The sequence below is a fragment of the Pseudomonas sp. WS 5051 genome (genome assembly GCF_012985715.1).
GTDB classification, from domain to species: domain Bacteria; phylum Pseudomonadota; class Gammaproteobacteria; order Pseudomonadales; family Pseudomonadaceae; genus Aquipseudomonas; species Aquipseudomonas bubulae.
In genome coordinates, this window is sequence record NZ_JAAQWV010000005.1 from 147,482 (window position 1) to 170,097 (window position 22,616).

At 58.7% G+C, this 22,616-nt stretch carries 18 protein-coding genes; 15 read left to right on the forward strand and 3 right to left on the reverse strand.

Annotated elements, in window-relative coordinates; translation table 11 throughout:
- Positions 1-3 precede the first annotated feature (3 nt).
- Positions 4-2,406: a DNA translocase FtsK gene (gene ftsK, locus HBN79_RS10030; RefSeq protein ID WP_095003287.1), complete on the reverse strand. Its 2,403-nt coding sequence runs from the start codon at positions 2,404-2,406 to the stop codon at positions 4-6.
- 368 nt (positions 2,407-2,774) lie between these two features.
- Between ftsK and aat the strand changes: the two genes are divergently transcribed.
- From aat to HBN79_RS10060, 6 genes are all read left to right on the forward strand, one after another.
- Positions 2,775-3,452, forward strand: a complete 678-nt coding sequence (gene aat, locus HBN79_RS10035) for a leucyl/phenylalanyl-tRNA--protein transferase (protein WP_169916675.1) — start codon at positions 2,775-2,777, stop codon at positions 3,450-3,452.
- A gap of 57 nt (positions 3,453-3,509) precedes the next feature.
- Positions 3,510-4,217, forward strand: a complete 708-nt coding sequence (locus HBN79_RS10040; protein ID WP_095003289.1) for an arginyltransferase — start codon at positions 3,510-3,512, stop codon at positions 4,215-4,217.
- 98 nt (positions 4,218-4,315) lie between these two features.
- The gene (gene infA / locus HBN79_RS10045; protein WP_002553999.1) at positions 4,316-4,534 is read left to right on the forward strand and encodes a translation initiation factor IF-1; all 219 of its coding nucleotides are present in this window, start codon (positions 4,316-4,318) and stop codon (positions 4,532-4,534) included.
- Between the two features lie 516 nt (positions 4,535-5,050).
- Positions 5,051-5,290 carry a hypothetical protein gene (locus HBN79_RS10050; RefSeq protein ID WP_095003290.1) on the forward strand — a complete coding sequence of 80 codons (240 nt, stop codon included), beginning with the start codon at positions 5,051-5,053 and terminating at the stop codon, positions 5,288-5,290.
- Positions 5,291-5,517: 227 nt separating this feature from the next.
- Entirely contained in the window at positions 5,518-8,232 is a 2,715-nt protein-coding gene (gene mgtA / locus HBN79_RS10055; protein WP_169916676.1) for a magnesium-translocating P-type ATPase, read from the forward strand.
- Between the two features lie 78 nt (positions 8,233-8,310).
- Positions 8,311-9,939 carry a Na/Pi cotransporter family protein gene (locus HBN79_RS10060; protein ID WP_095024122.1) on the forward strand — a complete coding sequence of 543 codons (1,629 nt, stop codon included), beginning with the start codon at positions 8,311-8,313 and terminating at the stop codon, positions 9,937-9,939.
- A gap of 204 nt (positions 9,940-10,143) precedes the next feature.
- Here the strand turns inward: HBN79_RS10060 and clpA are convergent, their stop codons facing one another.
- Positions 10,144-12,414 carry an ATP-dependent Clp protease ATP-binding subunit ClpA gene (clpA, locus tag HBN79_RS10065; protein WP_095003293.1) on the reverse strand — a complete coding sequence of 757 codons (2,271 nt, stop codon included), beginning with the start codon at positions 12,412-12,414 and terminating at the stop codon, positions 10,144-10,146.
- Positions 12,415-12,443: 29 nt separating this feature from the next.
- Positions 12,444-12,806, reverse strand: a complete 363-nt coding sequence (clpS, locus tag HBN79_RS10070) for an ATP-dependent Clp protease adapter ClpS (RefSeq protein ID WP_016780211.1) — start codon at positions 12,804-12,806, stop codon at positions 12,444-12,446.
- A gap of 230 nt (positions 12,807-13,036) precedes the next feature.
- On the opposite strand from clpS, the gene HBN79_RS10075 reads away from it, so the two are divergent.
- The 9 genes from HBN79_RS10075 (at position 13,037) to HBN79_RS10115 (ending at position 22,529) form a co-directional block, all read left to right on the forward strand.
- Complete coding sequence (locus tag HBN79_RS10075) at positions 13,037-13,315, forward strand: cold shock domain-containing protein (protein ID WP_095003305.1); 279 nt, start codon at positions 13,037-13,039, stop codon at positions 13,313-13,315.
- 440 nt (positions 13,316-13,755) lie between these two features.
- The gene (locus tag HBN79_RS10080) at positions 13,756-15,978 is read left to right on the forward strand and encodes an NADP-dependent isocitrate dehydrogenase (RefSeq protein ID WP_095003294.1); all 2,223 of its coding nucleotides are present in this window, start codon (positions 13,756-13,758) and stop codon (positions 15,976-15,978) included.
- Positions 15,979-16,172: 194 nt separating this feature from the next.
- Positions 16,173-16,619, forward strand: coding sequence for an NUDIX hydrolase (locus HBN79_RS10085; RefSeq protein ID WP_095003295.1), 447 nt, complete (start codon positions 16,173-16,175; stop codon positions 16,617-16,619).
- 59 nt (positions 16,620-16,678) lie between these two features.
- Positions 16,679-17,812: a tRNA 2-thiouridine(34) synthase MnmA gene (mnmA, locus tag HBN79_RS10090; RefSeq protein WP_095003296.1), complete on the forward strand. Its 1,134-nt coding sequence runs from the start codon at positions 16,679-16,681 to the stop codon at positions 17,810-17,812.
- The gene (gene hflD, locus HBN79_RS10095; RefSeq protein WP_095003297.1) at positions 17,809-18,432 is read left to right on the forward strand and encodes a high frequency lysogenization protein HflD; all 624 of its coding nucleotides are present in this window, start codon (positions 17,809-17,811) and stop codon (positions 18,430-18,432) included. Before mnmA ends, hflD begins: the two co-directional genes overlap by 4 nt.
- A 127-nt stretch (positions 18,433-18,559) precedes the next feature.
- On the forward strand, positions 18,560-19,930 hold the full coding sequence (gene purB, locus HBN79_RS10100; RefSeq protein ID WP_169916677.1) for an adenylosuccinate lyase: 1,371 nt from the start codon (positions 18,560-18,562) through the stop codon (positions 19,928-19,930).
- An 83-nt stretch (positions 19,931-20,013) separates the two neighbouring features.
- Entirely contained in the window at positions 20,014-21,180 is a 1,167-nt protein-coding gene (locus HBN79_RS10105) for a cupin domain-containing protein (RefSeq protein ID WP_095003298.1), read from the forward strand.
- Entirely contained in the window at positions 21,173-21,595 is a 423-nt protein-coding gene (locus HBN79_RS10110; RefSeq protein ID WP_095003299.1) for a GNAT family N-acetyltransferase, read from the forward strand. The genes HBN79_RS10105 and HBN79_RS10110 overlap by 8 nt, the downstream gene beginning before the upstream one ends.
- A gap of 190 nt (positions 21,596-21,785) precedes the next feature.
- Positions 21,786-22,529 (forward strand): secretin N-terminal domain-containing protein, encoded by a 744-nt coding sequence (locus HBN79_RS10115; RefSeq protein ID WP_095026155.1) that lies wholly within the window; start codon positions 21,786-21,788, stop codon positions 22,527-22,529.
- Positions 22,530-22,616: the final 87 nt, after the last annotated feature.

The following is a 22,616-nucleotide window of genomic DNA, read 5'->3' on the forward strand; positions in this document are numbered from 1 at the left end:
TGATCAATCGCGCATCGGGGCCGGCGCCAGTACTTCGCGCGAGCCATTAGTGTTCATAGAGGTTACGACCCCGGCCATTTCCATGGATTCAATCATTCGCGCAGCGCGGTTGTAACCGATCTTCAATTTGCGTTGTACAGCAGAAATGGAGGCACGACGGCTTTCCAGTACAAACTGTACGGCTTCGTCATACAAGGCATCCGTTTCAGGGTCGTCCCCGCCTTCGCTGCCACCGCCTTCAAAGCCGCTGCCCGCCTCTTCAACACCGTTGAGGATATCTTCGTTGTAGTCCGGAGCGCCGCGCAGCTTCCAGGCTTCAACCACGCGGTGAACTTCATCGTCGGACACAAACGCGCCATGAACCCGGATCGGCAAGCTGGTACCTGGCGGCATATAGAGCATGTCACCGTGACCCAGCAGTTGCTCGGCGCCACCCTGATCGATGATGGTACGCGAGTCGATCTTGCTCGATACCTGGAACGCCATGCGGGTCGGGATGTTGGCCTTGATCAGGCCGGTAATCACGTCCACCGACGGGCGCTGGGTCGCGAGGATCAAGTGGATGCCCGCAGCCCGAGCCTTCTGGGCAATACGGGCGATCAATTCTTCAACTTTCTTGCCGACGATCATCATCATGTCGGCAAATTCGTCGACCACTACCACGATGGTCGGCAACTTCACCAGCAGCGGCGCTTCGTCGTGAATGCTTTCGCGCTTGTACAGCGGATCGACAAGTGGCTCGCCGGCATCCTGGGCGTCCTTGACCTTCTGGTTGAAGCCGGCGAGGTTACGCACGCCCATTTTGGCCATCAGCTTATAGCGGCGCTCCATCTCGGCAACGCTCCAGCGCAAGGCGTTGGCGGCGTCCTTCATGTCCGTTACCACCGGGCACAGCAGGTGCGGGATGCCTTCGTAGATCGACAATTCAAGCATTTTCGGGTCGATCATGATCAGCTTGGCGTCTTCCGGGCCAGACTTGAACAGGATCGACAGGATCATGGCGTTAACGCCTACAGACTTACCAGAACCGGTAGTACCGGCTACCAGCAAGTGCGGCATTTTCGCCAGGTCGGTGATCACCGGCCGCCCACCAATGTCATGGCCCAGGGCCAGAGCTACCGGCGACTTGGCGTTATCGTACTCAGGGGTCGACAACACTTCGGAGAAGCGCACGATCTGGCGGTCTTCGTTGGGAATCTCGATACCGACGGTGGTTTTGCCAGGAATGACCTCAACCACCCGCACACTGGTCACGGCCAGCGAGCGCGCGAGGTCCTTGGCCAGGTTGGCAATGCGGCTGACCTTTACGCCAGCAGCAGGTTGAATTTCGTAACGGGTAATCACCGGGCCCGGGTGGATGGAGTCCACCGTCACTTCGACGCCGAATTCCTTGAGCTTGATTTCCAGCAAGTGGCCAACGGCCGCCAGGGATTCGGGGGAATAATTGAGCTGTTTTTTCTCGGCCGGATCCAGAATCGAGATCGGCGGCAAGGTACCTTCAACCGCGCTGTCCACAAACAACGGCGCCTGTTTCTCTTTTTGCACGCGCTTGCTCGGCTCGGGCGCCTTGGGCGGTGCCGGGGCAATCACTGCCGGCACGTGTTTTTCACGCTCGGACATGTGCTTGCTCAACGCCTGCTCGCGCTCGATCAGGCGCTCTTTGGCCTTGGCCTGCTCACGCTTGTCGGAAACGCTTGGCGCGACCACTTCATTGACCCGGGCATCCACTTCGCGCAGCTTGGCCTGCAGTTGCTTGCGCTCGTTACGTTCGGCCCACCAACGGTTGGCCGCGCCCTGGATCAGCTCGAACAGGTCGAGGGTGATCTTGCCCGTCACGTCCATGACCTTGAACCATGACAGGTCGGTAAACACCGTCAGGCCAAACAGGAACAAGGCAATCAATAGCAGGGTACTGCCCTGGATATTCAGTGCATTCCTGGCCAGGTCGCCCAGGCTTTCGCCCAGCGCACCGCCCGCCCCCGCAGGCAGACCCGAGGCAGAGTGAAAATGGATATGGGCCAGCGCCGCACCGGAGAGCACCAGAAAAATCAGGCCGACCAGCCGCCACGAAAACAGCCAGCCGCTCCACTGCCAGGGCTGATGCCGCTCGCGGAAGATCTGGTAGGCCTTGACCGCCAGCAGCAGCGGGAAAATATAGGCAAAGTAACCCAGCACCATAAACAGGATGTCGGCACTGTAGGAGCCGGCTGGCCCGCCGAAGTTCTGTACATCGACAACCCGGCTGTTATGGCTCCAGCCGGGGTCATCCTTGCCATAGGTCAGCAGGGCCATCATCAGGAACAGGCACAGGGCGCCGATAGCGATCAATGCACCTTCCTTGAGCCGGTAGTGCAATTGCTGACGCCAGAGAGGAACTGCTTTGGGTGCTGCTGTGGATTTCTTCAAAACGGGTCTTTTCCTGCGCCTGTGGCGCGCCCAACTATTAATTGACTAATGTGACTGCAAAATACTGCTCATAGCGAGCAGACGACAAGTTCGGACTTGAAATGAGCCCTGCCCTTATTATTGCGTGCTGCAACGTGGAGCAGTTTAGATCAGCTCATACAGGCAGGCCATTGTACGGGTTTGAGCCGCTGATGCCATGCTGGCCATAACTCGCCGGGAAGCGCCAATTTGAGCATGTATTACCTTTTGTGACAAAGACTTATACCACCACCAAAACACAGCTTGTAATTAACTGGCAGATCGACTGAGACCGCACTTGCGTGACAGAGTTGCAGCCGCCCTCCCCTTCTTGTGCAAGACTCAATGCCATGCTGACCTGGTTAAAACGCGACACCCTGACATTTCCGCCACTGGCCAACGCCATGCGCGAACCCAATGGCCTGCTGGCCGCTGGCGGTGACCTGTCCGCCGACCGGCTGATCCAGGCCTATCGCCATGGCTGTTTTCCGTGGTTCAGCGAGGGCCAGCCAATCCTGTGGTGGTCGCCTGATCCGCGCACGGTGCTGTTTCCCGAAGAGCTGCATATCTCCCGCAGTTTGGGCAAACTGCTGCACAAGCAACGCTACCAGGTGAGTTTTGACCGCGACTTCGCAGCCGTGATCCAGGCCTGTGCCGCTCCACGAGACTATGCGGATGGCACCTGGATTACCGACGACATGCAAAACGCCTATATCGAACTGCATGCCCGCGGCCATGCCCATTCGGTGGAAGTCTGGGACAACGGTGAGCTGGTGGGCGGATTGTATGGCCTGGCCATGGGCCAGTTGTTTTTTGGCGAGTCCATGTTCAGCCGTGCCGACAACGCCTCAAAGTTCGGCTTCGCCACGCTGGTCAGACAGCTGCAGGCCTGGGGGTTTGTGCTGATTGACTGCCAGATGCCCACAGATCACCTGCAAAGCCTGGGAGCGCGTTCAATCCCGCGCCAGATATTTGCTGAGTATTTGCAAAAACATCTGGATCTTCCCACAACTGCGCAGTGGGTTTAGTAGGCGACTTTTGCGCGCTGGCTTACACTTAATTTAAAGATTTTCCGAGGGTTCATCATGACCGAGTTGGCGCGCTTGAAGTTTTATGCCACTCAACCTCACGCATGCAGCTACTTGCCTGGCGAACAGGCCACCACGCTGTTCCTCGACCCCAGCCAGCCGATGGATGTGCAGGTTTATGCCGATTTGTCCGAGATGGGTTTCCGGCGCAGTGGCGACCATCTTTATCGCCCGCATTGCCTGAAGTGCGATGCCTGCACCCCGGCGCGCATCCCGGTTGCCCGCTTCCTGCCCAACCGCCAGCAAAAACGCATTTTCAAGCGCAATGCCGACTTGCAGGTAGAGGCGGTAAAACCGGCGTTCAGTGAAGAGAACTTTGATCTTTACCAGCGCTATATCGAGCAGCGCCATGCCGATGGCGATATGTACCCGCCCAGTCGCGATCAATTTTCGACCTTCCTGGTGCGCGACCTGGCGTTTTCCAGATTTTACGAATTCCGCCTTGATGGCCGTTTATTGGCGGTCGCCGTCACGGACGTGCTGCCCAATGGCCTGTCGGCGGTCTACACCTTCTACGATCCCGACGAAGAGCGGCGCAGCCTGGGGCGCTATGCAATCCTCTGGCAAATCGCCGAAGCGCGCCGCCTGGAGCTGGATGCGCTGTATCTGGGGTACTGGATCAAGAACTGCAAGAAGATGAATTACAAGACCGAATATCGGCCCATTGAGCTCTTAATCAATCAGAGATGGAGCTCTCTTGATTGAACCCTTGGCTTAACCCCCATTTTTCGGGCACAATGCACGCCGCTTTTGCCTGGCGCAGTTGCACCGGGCCATTCATTGGACACCGAGGGCTTTACTGCATGTCGAAAGAAGACAGCTTCGAAATGGAAGGCACTGTCGTCGACACCCTGCCCAACACCATGTTTCGTGTGGAGTTGGAAAATGGGCACGTCGTAACCGCGCATATCTCCGGCAAGATGCGCAAGAACTACATTCGTATTCTTACCGGTGACAAAGTGCGCGTCGAGCTGACGCCCTATGACTTGAGCAAAGGGCGCATCACTTACCGCGCTCGCTAAGCAAGTCAATACAAAACGCCCGGCTCTGCCGGGCGTTTTTGTTTGTCTGCGATTTGAGCCTGCCGTGGGAGCAAGCCTGCTCGCGAAGCAAACGACGCAATTTTTCGGGCAAACCGCAGTGATCCCTTCGCGAGCAGGCTCGCTCCCACAATCAGGGCTCAACATATAAAGTTTGAACTCCTGTAACTGTTTTGTCTTATTAGCTATATACCCAAACCTAACTTCCAAACTTCCTGAACCCTGGCTGTACCAGCCACACTTGCCGGGTTTAAACATTGTCTTGCACCCGCGGCCTGAGTAGATTGCACAGGCCGGTCATTCAGGCCGCCTATAAACTTCACAAAAGAAGCCAATGGACACAGTATCTAGTCGCTGTCCGGTCACCGTCACTACGGCGATCCGGGCGCTAAATCCAGACATTGACAGGACTCGCCTGCACGGCGGGGTCAACTGCGCTAGAGCCTGACGCTCCATCGTAACGACCTCACCGGCGACAGTCCGGTCACGAGGTGTGTTATGACCTTTAAAACCCATGTACTACCCGGCGTTCAAGCCTTTGCCTCAAGCATGCGCGTGAAACTTTCACGCGAGCCCACCCTGGCCCGCTCGACCCGCTCACCCTTTTCCACATCCGTTGCCGACGCAAAACCTGCGCACCGCCAGGTGCATTGGCGCGTCAGCCCTGCCACAGGCCAACTGGAGCAGCGCTGGAGCATGGCCGACACCCAGGACCCGCAGAGTCGGTTCTTGCGCTGATTCATAATTAATTAAAACCCTGCCAACCCACTGGAGTTCCTTATGGAAGAAGCCAGTAGTCACCCGCTGCCCGCGTATTAATTACTTCGCAGCAGCGGGACTTTAAAGCGCACTTAACACTTCAATTAAACCGATTGCGAAGTTTGCGACTCGGCATACATTGGCACGCCTGTTAAAAGGCCATTCAATATATGCCCGGTCAAGAGTTGGCGACAGGAGTACTCATCATGAGCGCCGTAAAAAATACTAAAGTTCGGGACAAGAACAGCGCCAGCGACAGCAATAAACTGTCCATGCGTGCCGCTAGGGAAGCACAAAACGGCCTTTCAGCCACCCTGGCCAATGTACGCGCCACTACCGCAGGCCTGACGGAGCAGGAAGCCACTGAACGCCTGCAAAGCGATGGCTACAACGAAGTGGCTCACGACAAGCCGCCTCACGCACTGGTGCAGTTTCTGCTGGCCCTGCATAACCCTTTTATCTATGTGCTGCTGACCCTGGGTGTGATCAGCTTTTTCACTGACTACTGGCTGCCAGAACGCGATGGCGAAGAAGGCGACCTGACCAAAGTCATCATCATTGGCCTGATGGTTGGCCTCAGCAGCCTGCTGCGGTTCTGGCAGGAGCACCGCTCGGCCAAGTCCGCCGAAGCCCTCAAGGCCATGGTCCGCACCACCGCGACCGTGGTGCGGCGCGACAACAGCGGTACCCGCACCTCGGTGCACGAAGTACCGATGCGCGAACTGGTGGCCGGCGATATCGTGCAGCTGTCGGCCGGCGATATGATCCCGGCGGATATTCGCCTGATCGAGTCCCGCGATCTGTTTATCAGCCAGGCCGTGCTCACCGGCGAAGCCTTGCCGGTGGAGAAGTACGACACCCTGGGCGATGTGACACAAAAGTCCGCCTCCAGCACCGCCGCCGACCAGAGCAACCTGCTGGATCTGCCCAATATCTGCTTTATGGGCACCAACGTGGTCAGTGGCACTGCTCGCGCCGTAGTCGTGGCCACCGGCCCGCGCACCTACTTTGGCTCGCTGGCCAAGGCCATCGTCGGCTCGCGCACGCAAACCGCGTTCGATCGCGGAGTCAACAGCGTCAGCTGGCTGTTGATCCGCTTTATGCTGGTTATGGTGCCCATTGTGTTTTTCCTCAATGGTTTCTCCAAGGGCGACTGGGGCGATGCCTTCCTGTTTGCCCTGGCAGTGGCCGTGGGCCTGACCCCGGAAATGCTGCCAATGATTGTCAGCGCCAACCTGGCCAAGGGCGCAACGGCCATGGCCAAACGCAAGGTGGTGGTCAAACGCCTCAATGCCATCCAGAACCTGGGCTCGATGGACGTGCTGTGTACCGACAAGACCGGCACCCTGACCCAGGATCACATCATCCTCGAGCATCACATCGACGCCAGTGGCCAGCGCGATGAGTCGGTACTGGCCCTGGCCTGGCTCAACAGCCATCACCAAAGCGGCATCCGCAACCTGATGGATCAGGCCGTGGTGCAGTTTGCCCTGCAGGACCCAAAATTCAACGCGCCGCACAACTACAGCAAGGTCGATGAACTGCCCTTTGACTTCGTACGGCGGCGCCTGTCGATCATCGTCAAGGACAACCGTGGCGACCACCTGTTGGTGTGCAAGGGCGCAGTCGAAGAAATGCTCGGCATCGCCACCCATGTCATGGAAGGCGACACCCGCGTGGTTCTGGACCCCACACGCCGCGAGCAACTGCTGGCCCTGGCCAACGAGTACAACGAGGACGGCTTCCGCGTACTGCTGGTCGCCACCCGCGAAATCCCCAAGGCACAGGCGCACAAGCAGTACAACACCGCAGACGAGCGCGACCTGGTCATCCGCGGCATGCTCACCTTCCTCGATCCACCAAAGGAAACTGCCGGGCCGGCGATTGCTGCCCTGCAAGAAATCGGCGTAGCGATCAAGGTGCTGACCGGCGACAACGCTGTAGTCACCGGCAAAATCTGCCGGCAGGTGGGCCTGGAGCCAGGCACGCCACTGCTTGGCCCACAGATCGAGGCCATGGACGACGCCGCACTGCAACTGGAGGTTGAGCAGCGCACGGTGTTTGCCAAGCTCACCCCGCTGCAAAAATCCCGGGTGCTGAAAGCGCTGCAAGCCAATGGCCATACCGTCGGTTTTCTCGGTGACGGTATCAATGACGCGCCAGCCCTGCGCGATGCCGACGTAGGCATTTCGGTAGACAGCGGCACGGATATCGCCAAGGAGTCGGCTGATATCATCCTCCTGGAAAAGAGCCTGATGGTGCTCGAAGAAGGCGTGCTCAAGGGGCGCGAGACCTTCGGCAATATCATGAAGTACCTGAACATGACCGCCAGCTCCAACTTCGGCAACGTGTTCTCGGTATTGGTAGCCAGCGCCTTCATCCCTTTTCTGCCAATGCTGTCGATCCACCTGCTACTGCAAAACCTGATGTACGACATCTCCCAGCTGGCCTTGCCGTGGGACAAGATGGACAGGGAATACCTGCAAAAACCGCGCAAGTGGGACGCCAAGAACATCGGCCGCTTCATGATCTGGATCGGGCCAACGTCGTCGATCTTCGACATCACTACCTTCGCCCTGATGTGGTACGTGTTCTCGGCCAACAGCGTGGAAATGCAGACCCTGTTCCAGTCCGGCTGGTTTATTGAGGGACTGCTGTCACAAACCCTGGTGGTGCACATGCTGCGCACGCGCAAGATTCCGTTCTTCCAGAGCACTGCAGCATGGCCGGTGATCATGATGACCCTCATCGTGATCGTGCTGGGTATCTACGTACCGTTCTCGCCCCTGGGCACCATGGTGGGCCTGGAACCACTGCCGTTGTCGTATTTCCCTTGGCTGGTGGCCACCCTGTTCAGCTATTGCTGTGTCGCGCAACTGATGAAAACGATCTACATCCGCCGTTTCAAGCAGTGGTACTGAGTTGAAACAACGCAGGCCGGCGCCACACCGCGCCAGCCCGCGCGCAAAAAATGAATGCGTGTTCTGTGGAGATTCCTCATGTCGGGAACCACTCTGTTACTCAACCTCGCGGGCGCCATCGCACTTTTGCTGTGGGGCACCCATATGATTTCCACGGCCCTGCTGCGCGGGTTTGGCACCCAGCTGCGCAACTGGATGGGGCGCAATCTGAATAACCGCTGGATGGCACTGATCAGCGGCATAGGCATTACCGGCGTACTGCAAAGCAGTACGGCGGTCAGCCTCATGGCCACGTCCTTTACCGCAGCCGGCACCCTGGGCCTGGCGCCCGCCCTGGCCGTGATGCTGGGGGCCAATATCGGCTCGACCCTGGTGGTACAACTGCTGAGTTTTGATACCTCGCTGGCAATGCCGGTGACTTTGCTGACAGGTTATATCGTCTTTCGCCTGCGCGATGATTCGCGGTTTGAAAGCGTCGGCTGCGCACTGATAGGCCTGGGCCTGATGCTGCTGGCCCTGGGCTTGCTCAGCGCCACTCTGGGCCATATGGAAGCCACCTCGGTGTTTCGCGCCATCATGCAAAGCCTGGAAGGCGATGTGATCATCGCGGTGGTCGCTGCCGTGCTGCTGACCTGGATCTGCCACTCCAGCGTCGCGGTGGTGCTGTTGATCGCCTCGCTGGCAGGTGCTGGCCTGATGACGCCCGCCACCGCCATCGCCTTGATGCTCGGCGCCAATATCGGCGGCGCCTTGCCCTCCGTGATGAGCGCCAGTTCGCCAGTGGCGCGACGCCTGCCTATGGGCAACTTGCTGGCGCGCCTGCTGGGCTCCCTGGCGCTGCTGCCCTGCCTGCCGCTGATAGCCAACTTGCTGGCTCGCAGCGATATCGGCCTGGCACATTGGGTGGTTTACCTGCATACCGCGTTCAATCTGCTGCTGGCCGTGGTGTTTATCGGCCTGACCGAACCTTGCGCACGCCTGCTGACTTACCTGTTTCCCCAGCAGGAGCCACCAGCAGACCCCGGCATGCCGCAATACCTGGACGAGGCCGGGCTTGAAGTGGCCAATATCGGTCTGTCCAATGCCGTACGCGAAGCCCTGCGCCTGGCGGACATGACCTCACTGATGCTCAACCAGGTGTTGCAGCTGTTCGAGAAACCCGATCCGGACACAGCGGACAAGGTGCGCCAACTGGATCACTCCATCGACCTGCTAAGTGCCGCGATCCGCGCCTATCTTGCAGACATTGGCCAGGATGGCCTGAGCGATGACGATGCCGATCGCGCCCAGGAAGTGCTGATGTTCGTGATCAACCTTGAGCACGCCGGCGACATCCTCGGCAACCTCGCGCAACTGGCTGTTCGCCGCACACGCCGTGGCGAACGCTTTTCCTCATTCGAACTGATCCAGATCCAGGCCATGCACCTGGCCCTGCTGGACAGCCTGAACCTGGCCATTACCGCGTTTTTGCGTGAGGACGTGAGCGCTGCCAAGGCACTGATCGGCCACAAGGAGACCGTGCGCAAGCTGGAAGCCAGCGCCAGCCGCGAGCACTTTCGCAAGCTGCAGAACGACAAGACGGCCTGGGCCGAATCCGGGGATATCTTCCAGCGGGTGCTGCGCGACTACCGACGCGTCCATCATCATATTGCCGCACTCGGCTATACGGTACTGGAGCGCAATACCGCGTCGGCCCAGGCCGCTTGATCGCAGACAGCAAAAAGGCGCCCAAGCACCCATGCAAACCAGTCATGGGCATTGCGGGAGCGGGCTTGCCCGCGATCCAGACGCGGTTCAACTATCAAACCGCGCTGTTCCAATCGCGAGCAAGCCCGCTCCCACAGGGATTTTGCATCCCGCCCAACTGATCGTCACTGGCCCGAAGGCGCCTTTTATGACTACGGTGTTACATCAAGCCATTTCGACTGCGGTTTCAAACTCGAAGGTCAACTCGCCGTTTTCCAGGTCGATGTGTACCACACCGCCATGATCGGCCAGTTCACCAAAGAGAATCTCCTCAGCCAACGGACGCTTGATCTTGTCCTGGATCAAACGGGCCATCGGCCGTGCCCCCATCAGCGCGTCATAACCACCCGCTGCAAGCCAGCCACGCGCCGCATCCGACACCTCGAGCTGCACGTGCTTGTCTTCCAGCTGCGCCTGCAGTTCGGTAAGGAACTTGTCCACCACATGCTTGATAACCTCATGGCTGAGGCGACCAAACTGGATAATGGTGTCCAGACGGTTACGGAACTCGGGGGTGAAGCTCTTCTTGATCGCTTCCATGGCATCGGAAGCATGATCCTGATGGGCAAAGCCCATCGAAGCCCGAGAGGCGGTTTCGGCACCCGCGTTGGTGGTCATGATGACGATCACGTTGCGGAAGTCCGCCTTGCGCCCGTTGTTGTCGGTCAGCGTGCCGTGGTCCATGACCTGCAGCAGCAGGTTGAAGACTTCAGGGTGCGCCTTCTCGATTTCATCGAGCAGCAGTACGCAGTGAGGTTGCTTGGTGATGGCCTCGGTCAGCAAACCGCCCTGATCGAAACCGACATAGCCCGGAGGCGCACCGATCAGACGCGATACGGTGTGGCGCTCCATGTACTCGGACATGTCGAAGCGAATCAGCTCGATACCCAAAGCTTTGGCCAACTGGCGTGCTGCCTCGGTTTTACCGACACCGGTGGGCCCTGCGAACAGGAACGAACCGACCGGTTTGTCCGGCGACTTGAGCCCCGCACGGGACAACTTGATTGCCGTGGACAACGAATCGATTGCCGCATCCTGGCCGAACACGGTCAGGCGCAGGTCGCGCTCGAGGTTGCGCAACAGCTCCTTGTCCGAGACCGAGACGTGTTTAGGCGGAATACGGGCGATTTTCGCCACGATATCTTCAACCTGCGCGACTTCAATGCGTTTAACCCGGCTTTCAACCGGTTGCAGACGCTGGAAGGCACCCGCCTCGTCGATCACATCAATGGCCTTGTCGGGCATGTGCCGGTCATTGATATAGCGCGAGGCCAGCTCCGCCGCTGCGCGCAGGGCTTCATCGCTGTACTCGATGCCATGGTGCTGCTCGAAACGACCTTTAAGCCCGCGCAGAATGCTGATGGTATCTTCAACCGAAGGTTCGGATACGTCGACTTTCTGGAAACGGCGCGCCAGGGCGCGGTCTTTTTCGAAGATCCCGCGAAATTCCTGGAACGTGGTGGAACCGATGCAGCGAATGTCACCCGAAGACAGCAGCGGCTTGAGCAGGTTGGACGCATCCATCACCCCGCCCGAAGCCGCACCGGCACCGATGATCGTATGGATTTCGTCGATAAACAGGATCGCTTGCGGGCGTTTCTTCAGCTCGCCCAGCAGCGCCTTGAAGCGCTTCTCGAAATCGCCACGGTACTTGGTACCTGCCAGCAAGGCGCCGAGATCCAGGGAGTAGACGATGCTGTTAGCCAGCAGGTCAGGCACCTGGTTATCGACGATGCGCTTGGCCAGACCCTCGGCAATCGCGGTTTTACCCACGCCTGCCTCACCCACCAGCAACGGGTTGTTTTTGCGCCGACGCGCCAGGATCTGGGCGACACGCTCAACTTCCATTTCCCGACCCACCAGCGGATCGATCCGGCCCTGGCGGGCCAGTTCATTCAGGTTACTGGCATAAGCGTCCAGAGGATTGCTGGAAGACGACGATTCGCCGCCCTCTTCATCCTGCATCTCATGATCGCTGTCGCTGTGCTCGCCATGCCCGGGCACCTTGGAGATGCCGTGGGCAATAAAGTTGACCACATCGATGCGCGCCACGCTCTGTTGCTTGAGCAGGAATACGGCCTGGCTTTCCTGTTCGCTGAAGATGGCTACCAGCACATTGGCGCCGGTGACTTCACGCTTGCCAGAGCTCTGCACGTGGAACACGGCACGCTGCAAGACCCGCTGAAAACCCAGGGTTGGCTGCGTTTCGCGGTCTTCGTCATGGACGGGGATCAGGGGGGTTGTGGAATCAATAAACTCTTGCAGGTCATGCTTGAGTTTTTCGAGGTTTGCGCCACAGGCGCGTAGAACGGTTGCGGCCGCCTCATTATCCAGAAGCGCTAAAAGGAGGTGCTCAACCGTCATGAATTCATGACGTTTGGAGCGGGCTTCCTTGAAGGCAAGATTGAGGGTGACTTCGAGCTCGCGATTTAACATGGCTTCACCTCATACCCAAGTGGTCGGCGTTAACCGTCCTTCTCGATTTCACAGAGTAGCGGATGCTGGCTTTCACGTGCGTACTGATTTACCTGCGCTGCCTTGGTCTCGGCAATGTCGCGGGTATAGATGCCGCACACAGCCCGTCCTTCTGTATGGACGGCCAGCATGACCTTGGTCGCCAATTCGCGATTCAAGTTAAAAAACACCTCAAGGATCTCTACAACGAAATCCATTGGCGTGTAGTCATCATTAAACAAAACCACCTTGTACATCGGCGGCGCCTGAAGCGCAGGCTTAGCCTCTTGCACAGCCAAGCCAGCGGAGTCTTCGTCATCAAAATCGGGGTGATCCTGATTAAATGTTAGTCGAGTCTGGCTGATTGCATGCATGGAAAGAAAGGTTCGTCGTTGGTTGTGCAACTACAGTGATGGAGGCAAAGGTGTCAAATTTCAACACCGCCGCCGCGTGACCTTGACTATCGGTAAAACGGTGTTACAACCATATAGTACCCACAGTGGGGAAAAATGGTCCGCGCAGTCAACCACTTTTACTGGTTTCTGTGCGAGTTGACTGGATGATACTCCAGTGATGGAGTTGTTTGCAGCAGAGGGATATGAGTATGCAAGGCAAGGTCAAGTGGTTCAACAACGCCAAAGGCTTCGGCTTCATTAATACGCAGGCCAAGGAAGGCATCGATGAACACGGAAACCCGATCGACTTTTTTGCGCATTTTTCGGCAATCCAGATGGACGGTTACAAGACGCTCAAGGCAGGCCAACCCGTGAGCTTCGAAATAATCCAGGGCCCCAAGGGCCTGCATGCTGTTGCAATCACCAACGCTCAAGTTCCAGCCAGCGCTTCAGCGACCGCGCAAGAGGTGACCAGCCTCCCGGTCTGACCCGCTGCCCAAGAAACCGGCCGATTCGATCATGCGAATCGGCCGGTTTTTTTATGCCCGCGCCATCACGAGGAAAAATTGAGGTTGCCGAAAAACCCCGTAATCACGGGGCAAACCGCGAAAAATCAGGGCATTTTGCCGCAGGGACTTAGACCAATGGATGATTCGTGTTAGGCCGCCCCCCTCGCAGCAACCTTGGTGACCTATGTATACTGCGCCGGTGACCATGGAGTCACCTGCAAACACATGCTGGAATGAGTCTTTCAGGCCTAGAAAGGCTGGGCCGTTACCCCGGCCCGACCGCTTGACGCTCTACTGATGCATTCACATCACCGCGAAGAACCTCGACTTTCGGCTCATTGTTCACTGTGAACGAAAGCGCCTACCCTGCGCATCTCGAGTATCTGAGCACGCTCAGCAAAGAAGAGAGTTAATCCGAAATGCCCAACCGTTCGAAGATCATCTATACCTTCACCGACGAAGCTCCGGCGCTCGCCACCTATTCACTGCTGCCTATCATCGAGGCGTTTACCGCCAGCGCCGATATCGCCGTTGAAACGCGCGACATCTCTCTGGCTGGCCGCATCCTCTCAAGCTTCCCCGAGCAATTGGGTGACAAGGCTGTAGCAGACCACCTCGCCGAACTGGGCGCCCTGGCCGTTACCCCTGAAGCCAACATCATCAAGCTGCCCAATATCAGCGCCTCGGTCCCGCAGTTGCAGGCCGCGATCAAAGAACTGCAAGCGCAGGGCTTCAACATCCCGGACTACCCGGAAACCGTCACCACTGACGCTGAAAAAGAAATCAAGGCGCGTTACAGCAAAGTGATGGGCAGTGCCGTAAACCCGGTACTGCGCGAAGGCAACTCCGACCGCCGCGCACCGCTGTCGGTCAAGAACTACGCGCGCAAGCACCCGCACAAAATGGGCGCCTGGGCTGCAGACTCCAAGTCCCACGTTGCTCACATGAGCGAAGGCGACTTCTACGGCAGCGAAAAAGCCGCCCTGATCGAAGCACCGGGCAGCGTTAAAATCGAACTGATCGCTCAAGACGGCACCACCACCGTACTGAAAGAAAAAACCGCCGTCCAGGCTGGTGAGATCATCGATTGCTCGGTCATGAGCAAAAAAGCCCTGCGCGAGTTCGTAGCGGCCGAAATCGAAGACGCCAAAAAGCAGGGCGTACTGTTCTCGGTTCACCTGAAAGCCACCATGATGAAGGTTTCCGACCCGATCATGTTTGGTCAGATCGTGGCCGAGTTCTACAAGGATGCGCTGGAAAAACACGCTGACGTCCTCAAAGAAATCGGTTTCAACCTGAACAACGGTATCGGCGACCTGTACGCCCGCATCAAGGCGCTGCCAGCCGAGAAGCAGGCTGAAATCGAAGCCGACATCGAAGCCGTGTACGCCAACCGCCCTGCGCTGGCCATGGTCAACTCCGACAAAGGCATCACCAACCTGCACGTGCCGAGCGACGTAATCGTCGACGCCTCGATGCCGGCCATGATTCGTGATTCCGGCAAGATGTGGAACACCGAAGGCCAGCTGCAAGACACCAAGGCCGTGATCCCGGATCGCTGCTACGCCACCATCTACCAGGCCACCATCGAAGACTGCAAGAAACACGGCGCCTTCGATCCGACCACCATGGGCAGCGTGCCAAACGTTGGCCTGATGGCGCAAAAAGCCGAAGAGTACGGTTCCCACGACAAGACTTTCCAGATCAAGACCCCGGGCGTTGTGCGGGTAACTGACAGCAACGGCAACGTGCTGATGGAACAGAACGTCGAGGAAGGCGATATCTGGCGCATGTGCCAGGCCAAAGACGCGCCGATCCGCGACTGGGTCAAGCTGGCCGTCAACCGTGCCCGCGCCAGCAACACTCCGGCCGTGTTCTGGCTCGATCCAAAGCGTAGCCACGACGCCGAAATGATCAAAAAGGTTGAAACCTACCTGAAAGATCACGACACCAGCGGCCTGGACATTCGCATCATGGCGCCGGTAGAGGCCATGAAGTTCACCCTGGAGCGCACCCGCGCTGGCCTGGATACCATCTCGGTAACCGGCAACGTGCTGCGTGACTACCTGACCGACCTGTTCCCGATCATGGAACTGGGCACCAGCGCCAAAATGCTGTCGATCGTACCGCTGATGAATGGCGGCGGCCTGTTCGAAACCGGCGCCGGCGGCTCGGCCCCGAAGCACGTTCAACAGTTGCTGGAAGAAAACTTCCTGCGCTGGGACTCGCTGGGTGAGTTCCTGGCACTGGCGGCTTCCCTGGAGCACCTGGGCACAACCTACAACAACCCGAAAGCGTTGGTGTTGGCCAAGACCCTGGACCAGGCTACCGGTCAGTTCCTCGACAACAACAAATCGCCATCGCGCAAAGTCGGCAACATCGACAACCGCGGTAGCCACTTCTACCTGGCGCTGTACTGGGCACAAGCCCTGGCTGCCCAGACTGAAGACAAAGAGCTGCAAGCCCAATTTGCTCCAGTAGCAAAAGCCATGGCCGAGAACGAGGCAAAAATCGTTGCCGAACTCAACGCCGTGCAGGGCAAGCCGGTCGATATCGGTGGTTACTACCACGCCGATGCCGACAAGGTAAGCAAAGTAATGCGCCCTAGCGCCACACTGAACGCGATCATCGCTTCGGTGTAAGGGCAACAGGCAACACCACAGACCCCGGCCCACGACGCCGGGGTTTGTGTTTTTACGGCCTACACAAACCCGGTGGGAGCGGGCTTGCCCGCGATAGCATCACCGCGTAAAAAGCACAGACCGAAGCGCCTGCATCGCGAGCAAGCCCGCTCCCACAGGGGATATGCATCCACCTATAAACCGAGACCCACCCCATGGAATGGAAACCCCACATCACCGTCGCCACTGTCGTCGAAGACAATGGCCGCTTCCTGATGGTCGAAGAACTCAAGCGCGACCGCGCCGTGCTCAATCAACCGGCCGGTCATCTGGACCCCGACGAAAGCCTGATCGAGGCCGCCATCCGCGAAACCCTCGAAGAAACCGGCTATGACGTCGAACTGACCGGTGTGATCGGCATTTACCTCTACACCGCTCCCAGCAACGGCGTGACCTACCAGCGCATCTGCTTTGCCGGCAAGGCGCTCAAGCACCACCCCGACTACCAGCTGGACACCGGCATCATTGGCCCGCTGTGGCTGACTCGCGACGAACTGCTTGCACAGCGCGAACGCTGGCGCAGCGAGCTGACCCTGCAGTGCATCGATGATTATCTGGGCGGCAAACTGTTCGACCTGACGTTAATCCGCCCTTCGGTTTAGCCTTGAGCGCTCGGGCCTGCTAGAATCGCGTCCTTTTTCAAGACACTCATTGAATCCTTATGCGTGATCCAGCCCTAGTCGCCCCCGAAAAACAGCGCGTCATCGTCGGCATGTCCGGCGGTGTCGACTCTTCCGTTTCCGCCGTTCTGCTTATGGAGCAGGGCTACCAGGTGGAAGGCCTGTTCATGAAGAACTGGGAGGAAGACGACGGAACGGATTACTGCACCGCCATGGATGATCTGGCAGACGCCCAGGCCGTGTGCGACAAAATCGGCATCAAGCTGCACACCGCCAACTTTGCCGCCGAGTACTGGGACAACGTGTTCGAGCACTTCCTGGCCGAATACAAGGCCGGTCGCACGCCGAACCCGGACATCCTGTGCAACCGCGAAATCAAGTTCAAGGCTTTCCTGGACTACGCCCTGATGCTGGGCGCCGACCTGATTGCTACCGGCCACTATGTGCGCCGTCGCGACATTGACGGCCGTACCGAGCTGCTCAAGGGCCTGGACCCGAACAAAGACCAGAGCTACTTCCTGCACGCCGTCGGCGGCGAACAGATCGCCCGCACCCTGTTCCCGGTAGGCGAGCTGGAAAAACCGGAAGTGCGCCGCATTGCGGAAAAACACGATCTGGCCACCGCGAAGAAAAAAGACTCCACCGGGATCTGCTTTATCGGCGAACGCCGCTTCAGCGACTTCCTCAAGCAATACCTGCCGGCACAGCCGGGCGAGATCAAGACCACAGAAGGTGAAGTGATCGGCCGCCATCATGGCCTGATGTACCACACCATCGGTCAGCGCCAGGGCCTGGGCATTGGCGGCCTCAAGGACGCCAGCGACGAGCCGTGGTACGTGCTGGTCAAGGATCTGGAGCACAACGAGCTGATCGTCGGCCAGGGCAACGACCACCCGTGGCTGTTCTCCGGCGCCCTGCTCGCCTCCGAGATCTACTGGGTCAATCCGATCGACCTGAGCACCCCGCTGCGCCTGACGGCCAAGGTTCGCTATCGTCAGAGCGATCAGCCCTGCACCCTGGAAAAAACCGCCAACGGCTACCGCGCCACCTTCGACGACCCGCAACGCGCGGTCACCCCCGGCCAGTCCGTGGTGTTCTACGACGGCGAAGTCTGCCTGGGCGGAGGCGTGATCGAAGTGGCCGAGCCCTGGTCGAGCAAGGGCAAACGCCCATGAACGCCACTCAGGAGCAACTGGTAGCCCTCGGCGGCGTATTTCTGGCCGCGGTGCTGGTGGATAAAATTGCCAAGACCGGCCAGGTCAGCGAAGCCGACCTGAGCTGCATGCTCGGCAGCCTGCTGGTGCGTGACCCCAAGGACACCCTGGAAGTCTTTGGCGGCGACGACATCAACCTGCGCGAAGGCTATCGTGCCCTGATCGGTGCTCTTGAGCGCGATCCCAACACCCTGCAGCGCGAGCCCCTGCGTTACGCACTGTCGATGCTCGGCCTTGAGCGCCAACTGGCCAAGCGGGACGACATGCTGGAGCTGATCGGCAAGCGCCTGCCGCAGATCCAGTCCCAGGTCGAGCATTTCGGCCCGGCCCATGAAAACGTGGTGGCCGCCTGTGGCGCGTTGTACCAGGACACCCTGAGCACCCTGCGCCAGCGTATCCAGGTGCACGGCGACATGCGCAACCTGCAACAACCGAACAACGCGGCAAAAATTCGCGCCCTGCTGCTGGCCGGTATCCGCTGCGCAAGGCTGTGGCGCCAATTGGGCGGCCACCGCTGGCAGCTGGTCATCAGCCGACGCAAGCTGCTCAAAGAGCTTTACCCGATGCTGCGCGGCAACTGAAACACGCCGGCAGGCACAGAATTTAAAATCGATACGCGTATGACGCCGGTCACTTGGCAACGGACCGGCCGTTTTTTCATGTATGATACGCGCCCCATTTCGTTGCCCGACTGTCCGAGAACACCCCATGAAGCTCTCTTCGCTCACTGCGGTTTCCCCTGTTGACGGCCGCTACGCCGGCAAAACCCAGGCCCTGCGCCCAATTTTCAGCGAATACGGCTTGATCCGTGCTCGCGTTCTGGTTGAAGTTCGCTGGCTCCAGCGCCTGGCCGCCCACGCTGCCATCCCTGAAGTCCCGGCCTTCTCTGCCGAAGCCAACGCCGTTCTGAATGAACTGGCCGAGAACTTCTCTCTTGAGCACGCCGAACGCGTCAAAGAGATCGAGCGCACCACCAACCACGACGTGAAGGCCATTGAGTACCTGCTCAAAGAACAGGCCGCCAAGCTGCCTGAACTGGCCAACGTCAGTGAGTTCATCCACTTTGCCTGCACCAGCGAGGACATCAACAACCTGTCCCACGCCCTGATGCTGCGTGAAGGTCGTGATGACGTGATGCTGCCGCTGATGCGTCAAACCGCAGAAGCCATCCGCGAACTGGCGATCAAGTTCGCCGACGTACCCATGCTGTCCCGCACCCACGGTCAACCGGCTTCGCCGACCACCCTGGGCAAAGAGCTGGCCAACGTGGTCTACCGTCTGGAGCGTCAAATCGCTCAAGTCGCTGCTGTACCGTTGCTGGGCAAGATCAACGGCGCCGTGGGCAACTACAACGCCCACCTGTCGGCCTACCCGCAGATCGACTGGGAAGAAAACGCCCGCGCCTTTATCGAAGACGAGCTGGGCCTGGGTTTCAACCCGTACACCACCCAGATCGAGCCGCACGACTACATTGCCGAGCTGTTCGACGCCATCGCCCGCTTCAACACCATCCTGATCGACTTCGATCGCGATATCTGGGGCTACATCTCCCTGGGCTACTTCAAGCAGCGCACCATTGCCGGCGAAATCGGTTCTTCGACCATGCCGCACAAGGTCAACCCGATCGACTTCGAAAACTCCGAAGGCAACCTGGGTATCGCCAACGCCCTGTTCCAGCATCTGGCCAGCAAATTGCCAATCTCCCGCTGGCAGCGCGACCTGACCGACTCCACCGTACTGCGCAACCTCGGCGTGGGCTTTGCTCACAGCGTGATCGCGTACGAAGCCATCCTCAAGGGCATCAGCAAGCTTGAACTGAATGCACAGAAAATCGCTGCTGACCTGGACGCCTGCTGGGAAGTCCTGGCCGAGCCGATCCAGACCGTGATGCGTCGTTACAACATCGAAAACCCGTACGAAAAGCTCAAAGAGCTGACCCGCGGCAAGGGCATCAGCCCTGAAGCACTGCAAACTTTCATCGACGGCCTTGAAATGCCGGAAGCGGCCAAAGCCGAGCTGAAGCTGCTGACTCCGGCCAACTACATTGGCAACGCCGTCGAGCAAGCCAAGCGCATCTGATCGCTGCAACGACCTATTAACGCCCGGCCGTGCCGGGCGTTTTTATTCCCGATTACAAAGTGCAATTTTTCAATAGGTTACACATGAATCCTGACATTCCTCTTCAACTTCTGGGCGGCATCACTGCGCGCGAGTTCATGCGCGACTACTGGCAGAAAAAACCGCTGCTGGTGCGCCAGGCAATTCCTGACTTCGAAAGCCCGATCGACGCCGACGAACTGGCCGGTCTGGCCCTTGAAGAAGAAGTCGAATCGCGCCTGATCATCGAACACGGCGAGCGCCCATGGGAACTGCGCCGCGGTCCGTTCGCCGAAGACGAATTCGGCAAACTGCCAGAGCGCGAGTGGACTCTGCTGGTGCAGGCCGTTGATCAGTTCGTGCCTGAAGTCAATGAACTGCTGGAAAACTTCCGCTTCCTGCCGAGCTGGCGTATCGACGACGTGATGATCAGCTACGCCGCCCCAGGTGGCAGTGTTGGTCCGCACTTCGACAACTACGACGTGTTCCTGCTGCAGGGTCATGGCAAGCGTCACTGGCAGATCGGCCAGATGTGCGACTCCGACAGCAAGCTGCTGGAGCACGCGGACCTGCGTATCCTCGCTGATTTCCAGGCCACCGACGAGTGGACCCTTGAGCCCGGCGACATGCTCTACCTGCCACCGCGCCTGGCCCACTGTGGCGTAGCCGTAGACGACTGCCTGACCTACTCGGTGGGCTTCCGTGCACCGAGCGCCGCTGAAGTACTGACCCACTTCACCGACTTCCTCAGCCAGTACCTGCCGGACGAAGATCGCTACACCGACGCTGACGCGCAACCGGTCAGCGACCCGCACCAGATCCAGCACGACGCCCTTGATCGCCTCAAGAGCCTGCTGACCGAGCACATGAGCGACGAGCGCATGTTGCTGACCTGGTTCGGCCAGTTCATGACCGAGCCACGTTATCCGGAACTCGTGGTCGGCCCTGAACTCGAAGAAGAAGACCTGCTGGGTAGCCTGGAACAGGGCGCAATCCTGATCCGCAACCCGAGCGCACGCCTGGCATGGTCCGAGGTCGATGACGACCTGTTGTTGTTCGCCAGCGGCCAAAGCCGCCTGCTGCCGGGCAAGCTGCGCGAACTGCTGAAAATGATCTGTGCCGCCGACGCGCTGCACAGTGACAACCTCGGCACATGGCTGGCCGATGAAGATGGACGCAACCTGCTCTGCGAGCTGGTTAAACAAGGAAGCCTGGGGTTCGCTGATGAATAGCATTCACGTACGTGTCGCCGACTGGCAAAAGGACAACGCCGAACTTCGACGCATTCGTGAGGCGGTATTTATTGCCGAACAATCTGTACCTCCAGAACTGGAGTGGGATGCAGACGATGCCGATGCCGTGCATTTTCTGGCCTATGAAGGCGACTTCCCGATTGGTACCGCCCGGCTCCTGCCGGACGGCCATATCGGCCGCGTATCGGTTCTCAAGGACTGGCGCGGCCTGAAGGTTGGCGACGCACTGATGCAGGCCACGATTCTTGAAGCCGAAAAACGTGGCCTCAAGCAACAAATGCTCAGTGCCCAAGTGCATGCCACACCCTTCTACGAGCGCCTTGGCTTCAAGATCGTCAGCGATGAATTCCTCGAAGCAGGGATTCCCCACGTTGATATGGTGCGGGTGAGCTAACAGCCACGCCCATCTCTGTGGGAGCGAGCCTGCTCGCGAAGGCTGCTAGCGCGGCACTCTTGAGAACTTCGCGAGCAGGCTTGCTCCCACAGCAGTTTTGCAAAACGCCCTGCCATCCCCGGATCGCAGGGCGTTTTGCTATCTGGCACACTCAGACCCAGCCCTTTCAAGCATTGCGGAGATAATGGACATGTCCCTACGCCCCTTCATCGCTGGCCTGCTGCTGATCGCTAGCTTCAGCGCGATCGCCGACACCCGCGTCATCACCCTGCAAAACCGCACCAGCGCCGATTTGCTGCCCATCGCGCAGAACTTTATCGGCAAAAACGGCAAAGTCAGCGCCTATGGCAACCAACTGATCGTCGAGGCAGGCGCCTCGAAAATCCAGAACCTCGAAGACCTGCTGGCGCAACTCGACACACCCGCCCGGCGCCTGCTGATCACGGTCGATACCAGTGACAACAACCTGGCCACTAATGATCCGGACACCCGGGTGATCAGCACCGCCAGCCGCGACGGCGGCACCCAGCAAATCCAGACCAGCGAAGGCACCCCGGCATTTATCCAGATCGGCCAGAGCGTACCGCTGACCAGCACCCAGACCGACGCCTACGGCCGCTTGCTTACCCAGACCGACTACCGCAACGTCACCCGGGGTTTTTACGTGACCGCCAGCGTCACAGGTGAAACGGTACACCTGGCGATCAGTACGACTCGCGATCGCATGAGCCAGGAGCAACCCGATGTAGTGAACACGCAAAGTACCGACACACAAGTCAGCGGCCCTCTGGGGCAATGGATAACCGTGGCGGGCAACAACGCTCTTAACCAGACTGACAATCCGCCGCAAACCCGCAGCTACTCTACGCAAAGCCGGGATGACATGACCATTCGGGTCAAAGTCGATGTACTCGACCAAAAGGGCCAAAACTGACCGAAGAGTCGTTTTTCGCAAATTATGTAGTGTTATAAAAAAAGCACTACAAAACATTTGACGCCTCAAAAATGCAAAGGCATGATG

Coding starts and splice junctions, on each gene's coding strand:
- aat (WP_169916675.1), top strand. CDS start 2,775: ATGCTGACCTGGTTAAAACGCGACACCCTGACATTTCCGCCACTGGCC.
- HBN79_RS10040 (WP_095003289.1), top strand. CDS start 3,510: ATGACCGAGTTGGCGCGCTTGAAGTTTTATGCCACTCAACCTCACGCA.
- infA (WP_002553999.1), top strand. CDS start 4,316: ATGTCGAAAGAAGACAGCTTCGAAATGGAAGGCACTGTCGTCGACACC.
- HBN79_RS10050 (WP_095003290.1), top strand. CDS start 5,051: ATGACCTTTAAAACCCATGTACTACCCGGCGTTCAAGCCTTTGCCTCA.
- mgtA (WP_169916676.1), top strand. CDS start 5,518: ATGAGCGCCGTAAAAAATACTAAAGTTCGGGACAAGAACAGCGCCAGC.
- HBN79_RS10060 (WP_095024122.1), top strand. CDS start 8,311: ATGTCGGGAACCACTCTGTTACTCAACCTCGCGGGCGCCATCGCACTT.
- clpA (WP_095003293.1), bottom strand. CDS start 12,414: ATGTTAAATCGCGAGCTCGAAGTCACCCTCAATCTTGCCTTCAAGGAA.
- clpS (WP_016780211.1), bottom strand. CDS start 12,806: ATGCATGCAATCAGCCAGACTCGACTAACATTTAATCAGGATCACCCC.
- HBN79_RS10075 (WP_095003305.1), top strand. CDS start 13,037: ATGCAAGGCAAGGTCAAGTGGTTCAACAACGCCAAAGGCTTCGGCTTC.
- HBN79_RS10080 (WP_095003294.1), top strand. CDS start 13,756: ATGCCCAACCGTTCGAAGATCATCTATACCTTCACCGACGAAGCTCCG.
- HBN79_RS10085 (WP_095003295.1), top strand. CDS start 16,173: ATGGAATGGAAACCCCACATCACCGTCGCCACTGTCGTCGAAGACAAT.
- mnmA (WP_095003296.1), top strand. CDS start 16,679: ATGCGTGATCCAGCCCTAGTCGCCCCCGAAAAACAGCGCGTCATCGTC.
- hflD (WP_095003297.1), top strand. CDS start 17,809: ATGAACGCCACTCAGGAGCAACTGGTAGCCCTCGGCGGCGTATTTCTG.
- purB (WP_169916677.1), top strand. CDS start 18,560: ATGAAGCTCTCTTCGCTCACTGCGGTTTCCCCTGTTGACGGCCGCTAC.
- HBN79_RS10105 (WP_095003298.1), top strand. CDS start 20,014: ATGAATCCTGACATTCCTCTTCAACTTCTGGGCGGCATCACTGCGCGC.
- HBN79_RS10110 (WP_095003299.1), top strand. CDS start 21,173: ATGAATAGCATTCACGTACGTGTCGCCGACTGGCAAAAGGACAACGCC.
- HBN79_RS10115 (WP_095026155.1), top strand. CDS start 21,786: ATGTCCCTACGCCCCTTCATCGCTGGCCTGCTGCTGATCGCTAGCTTC.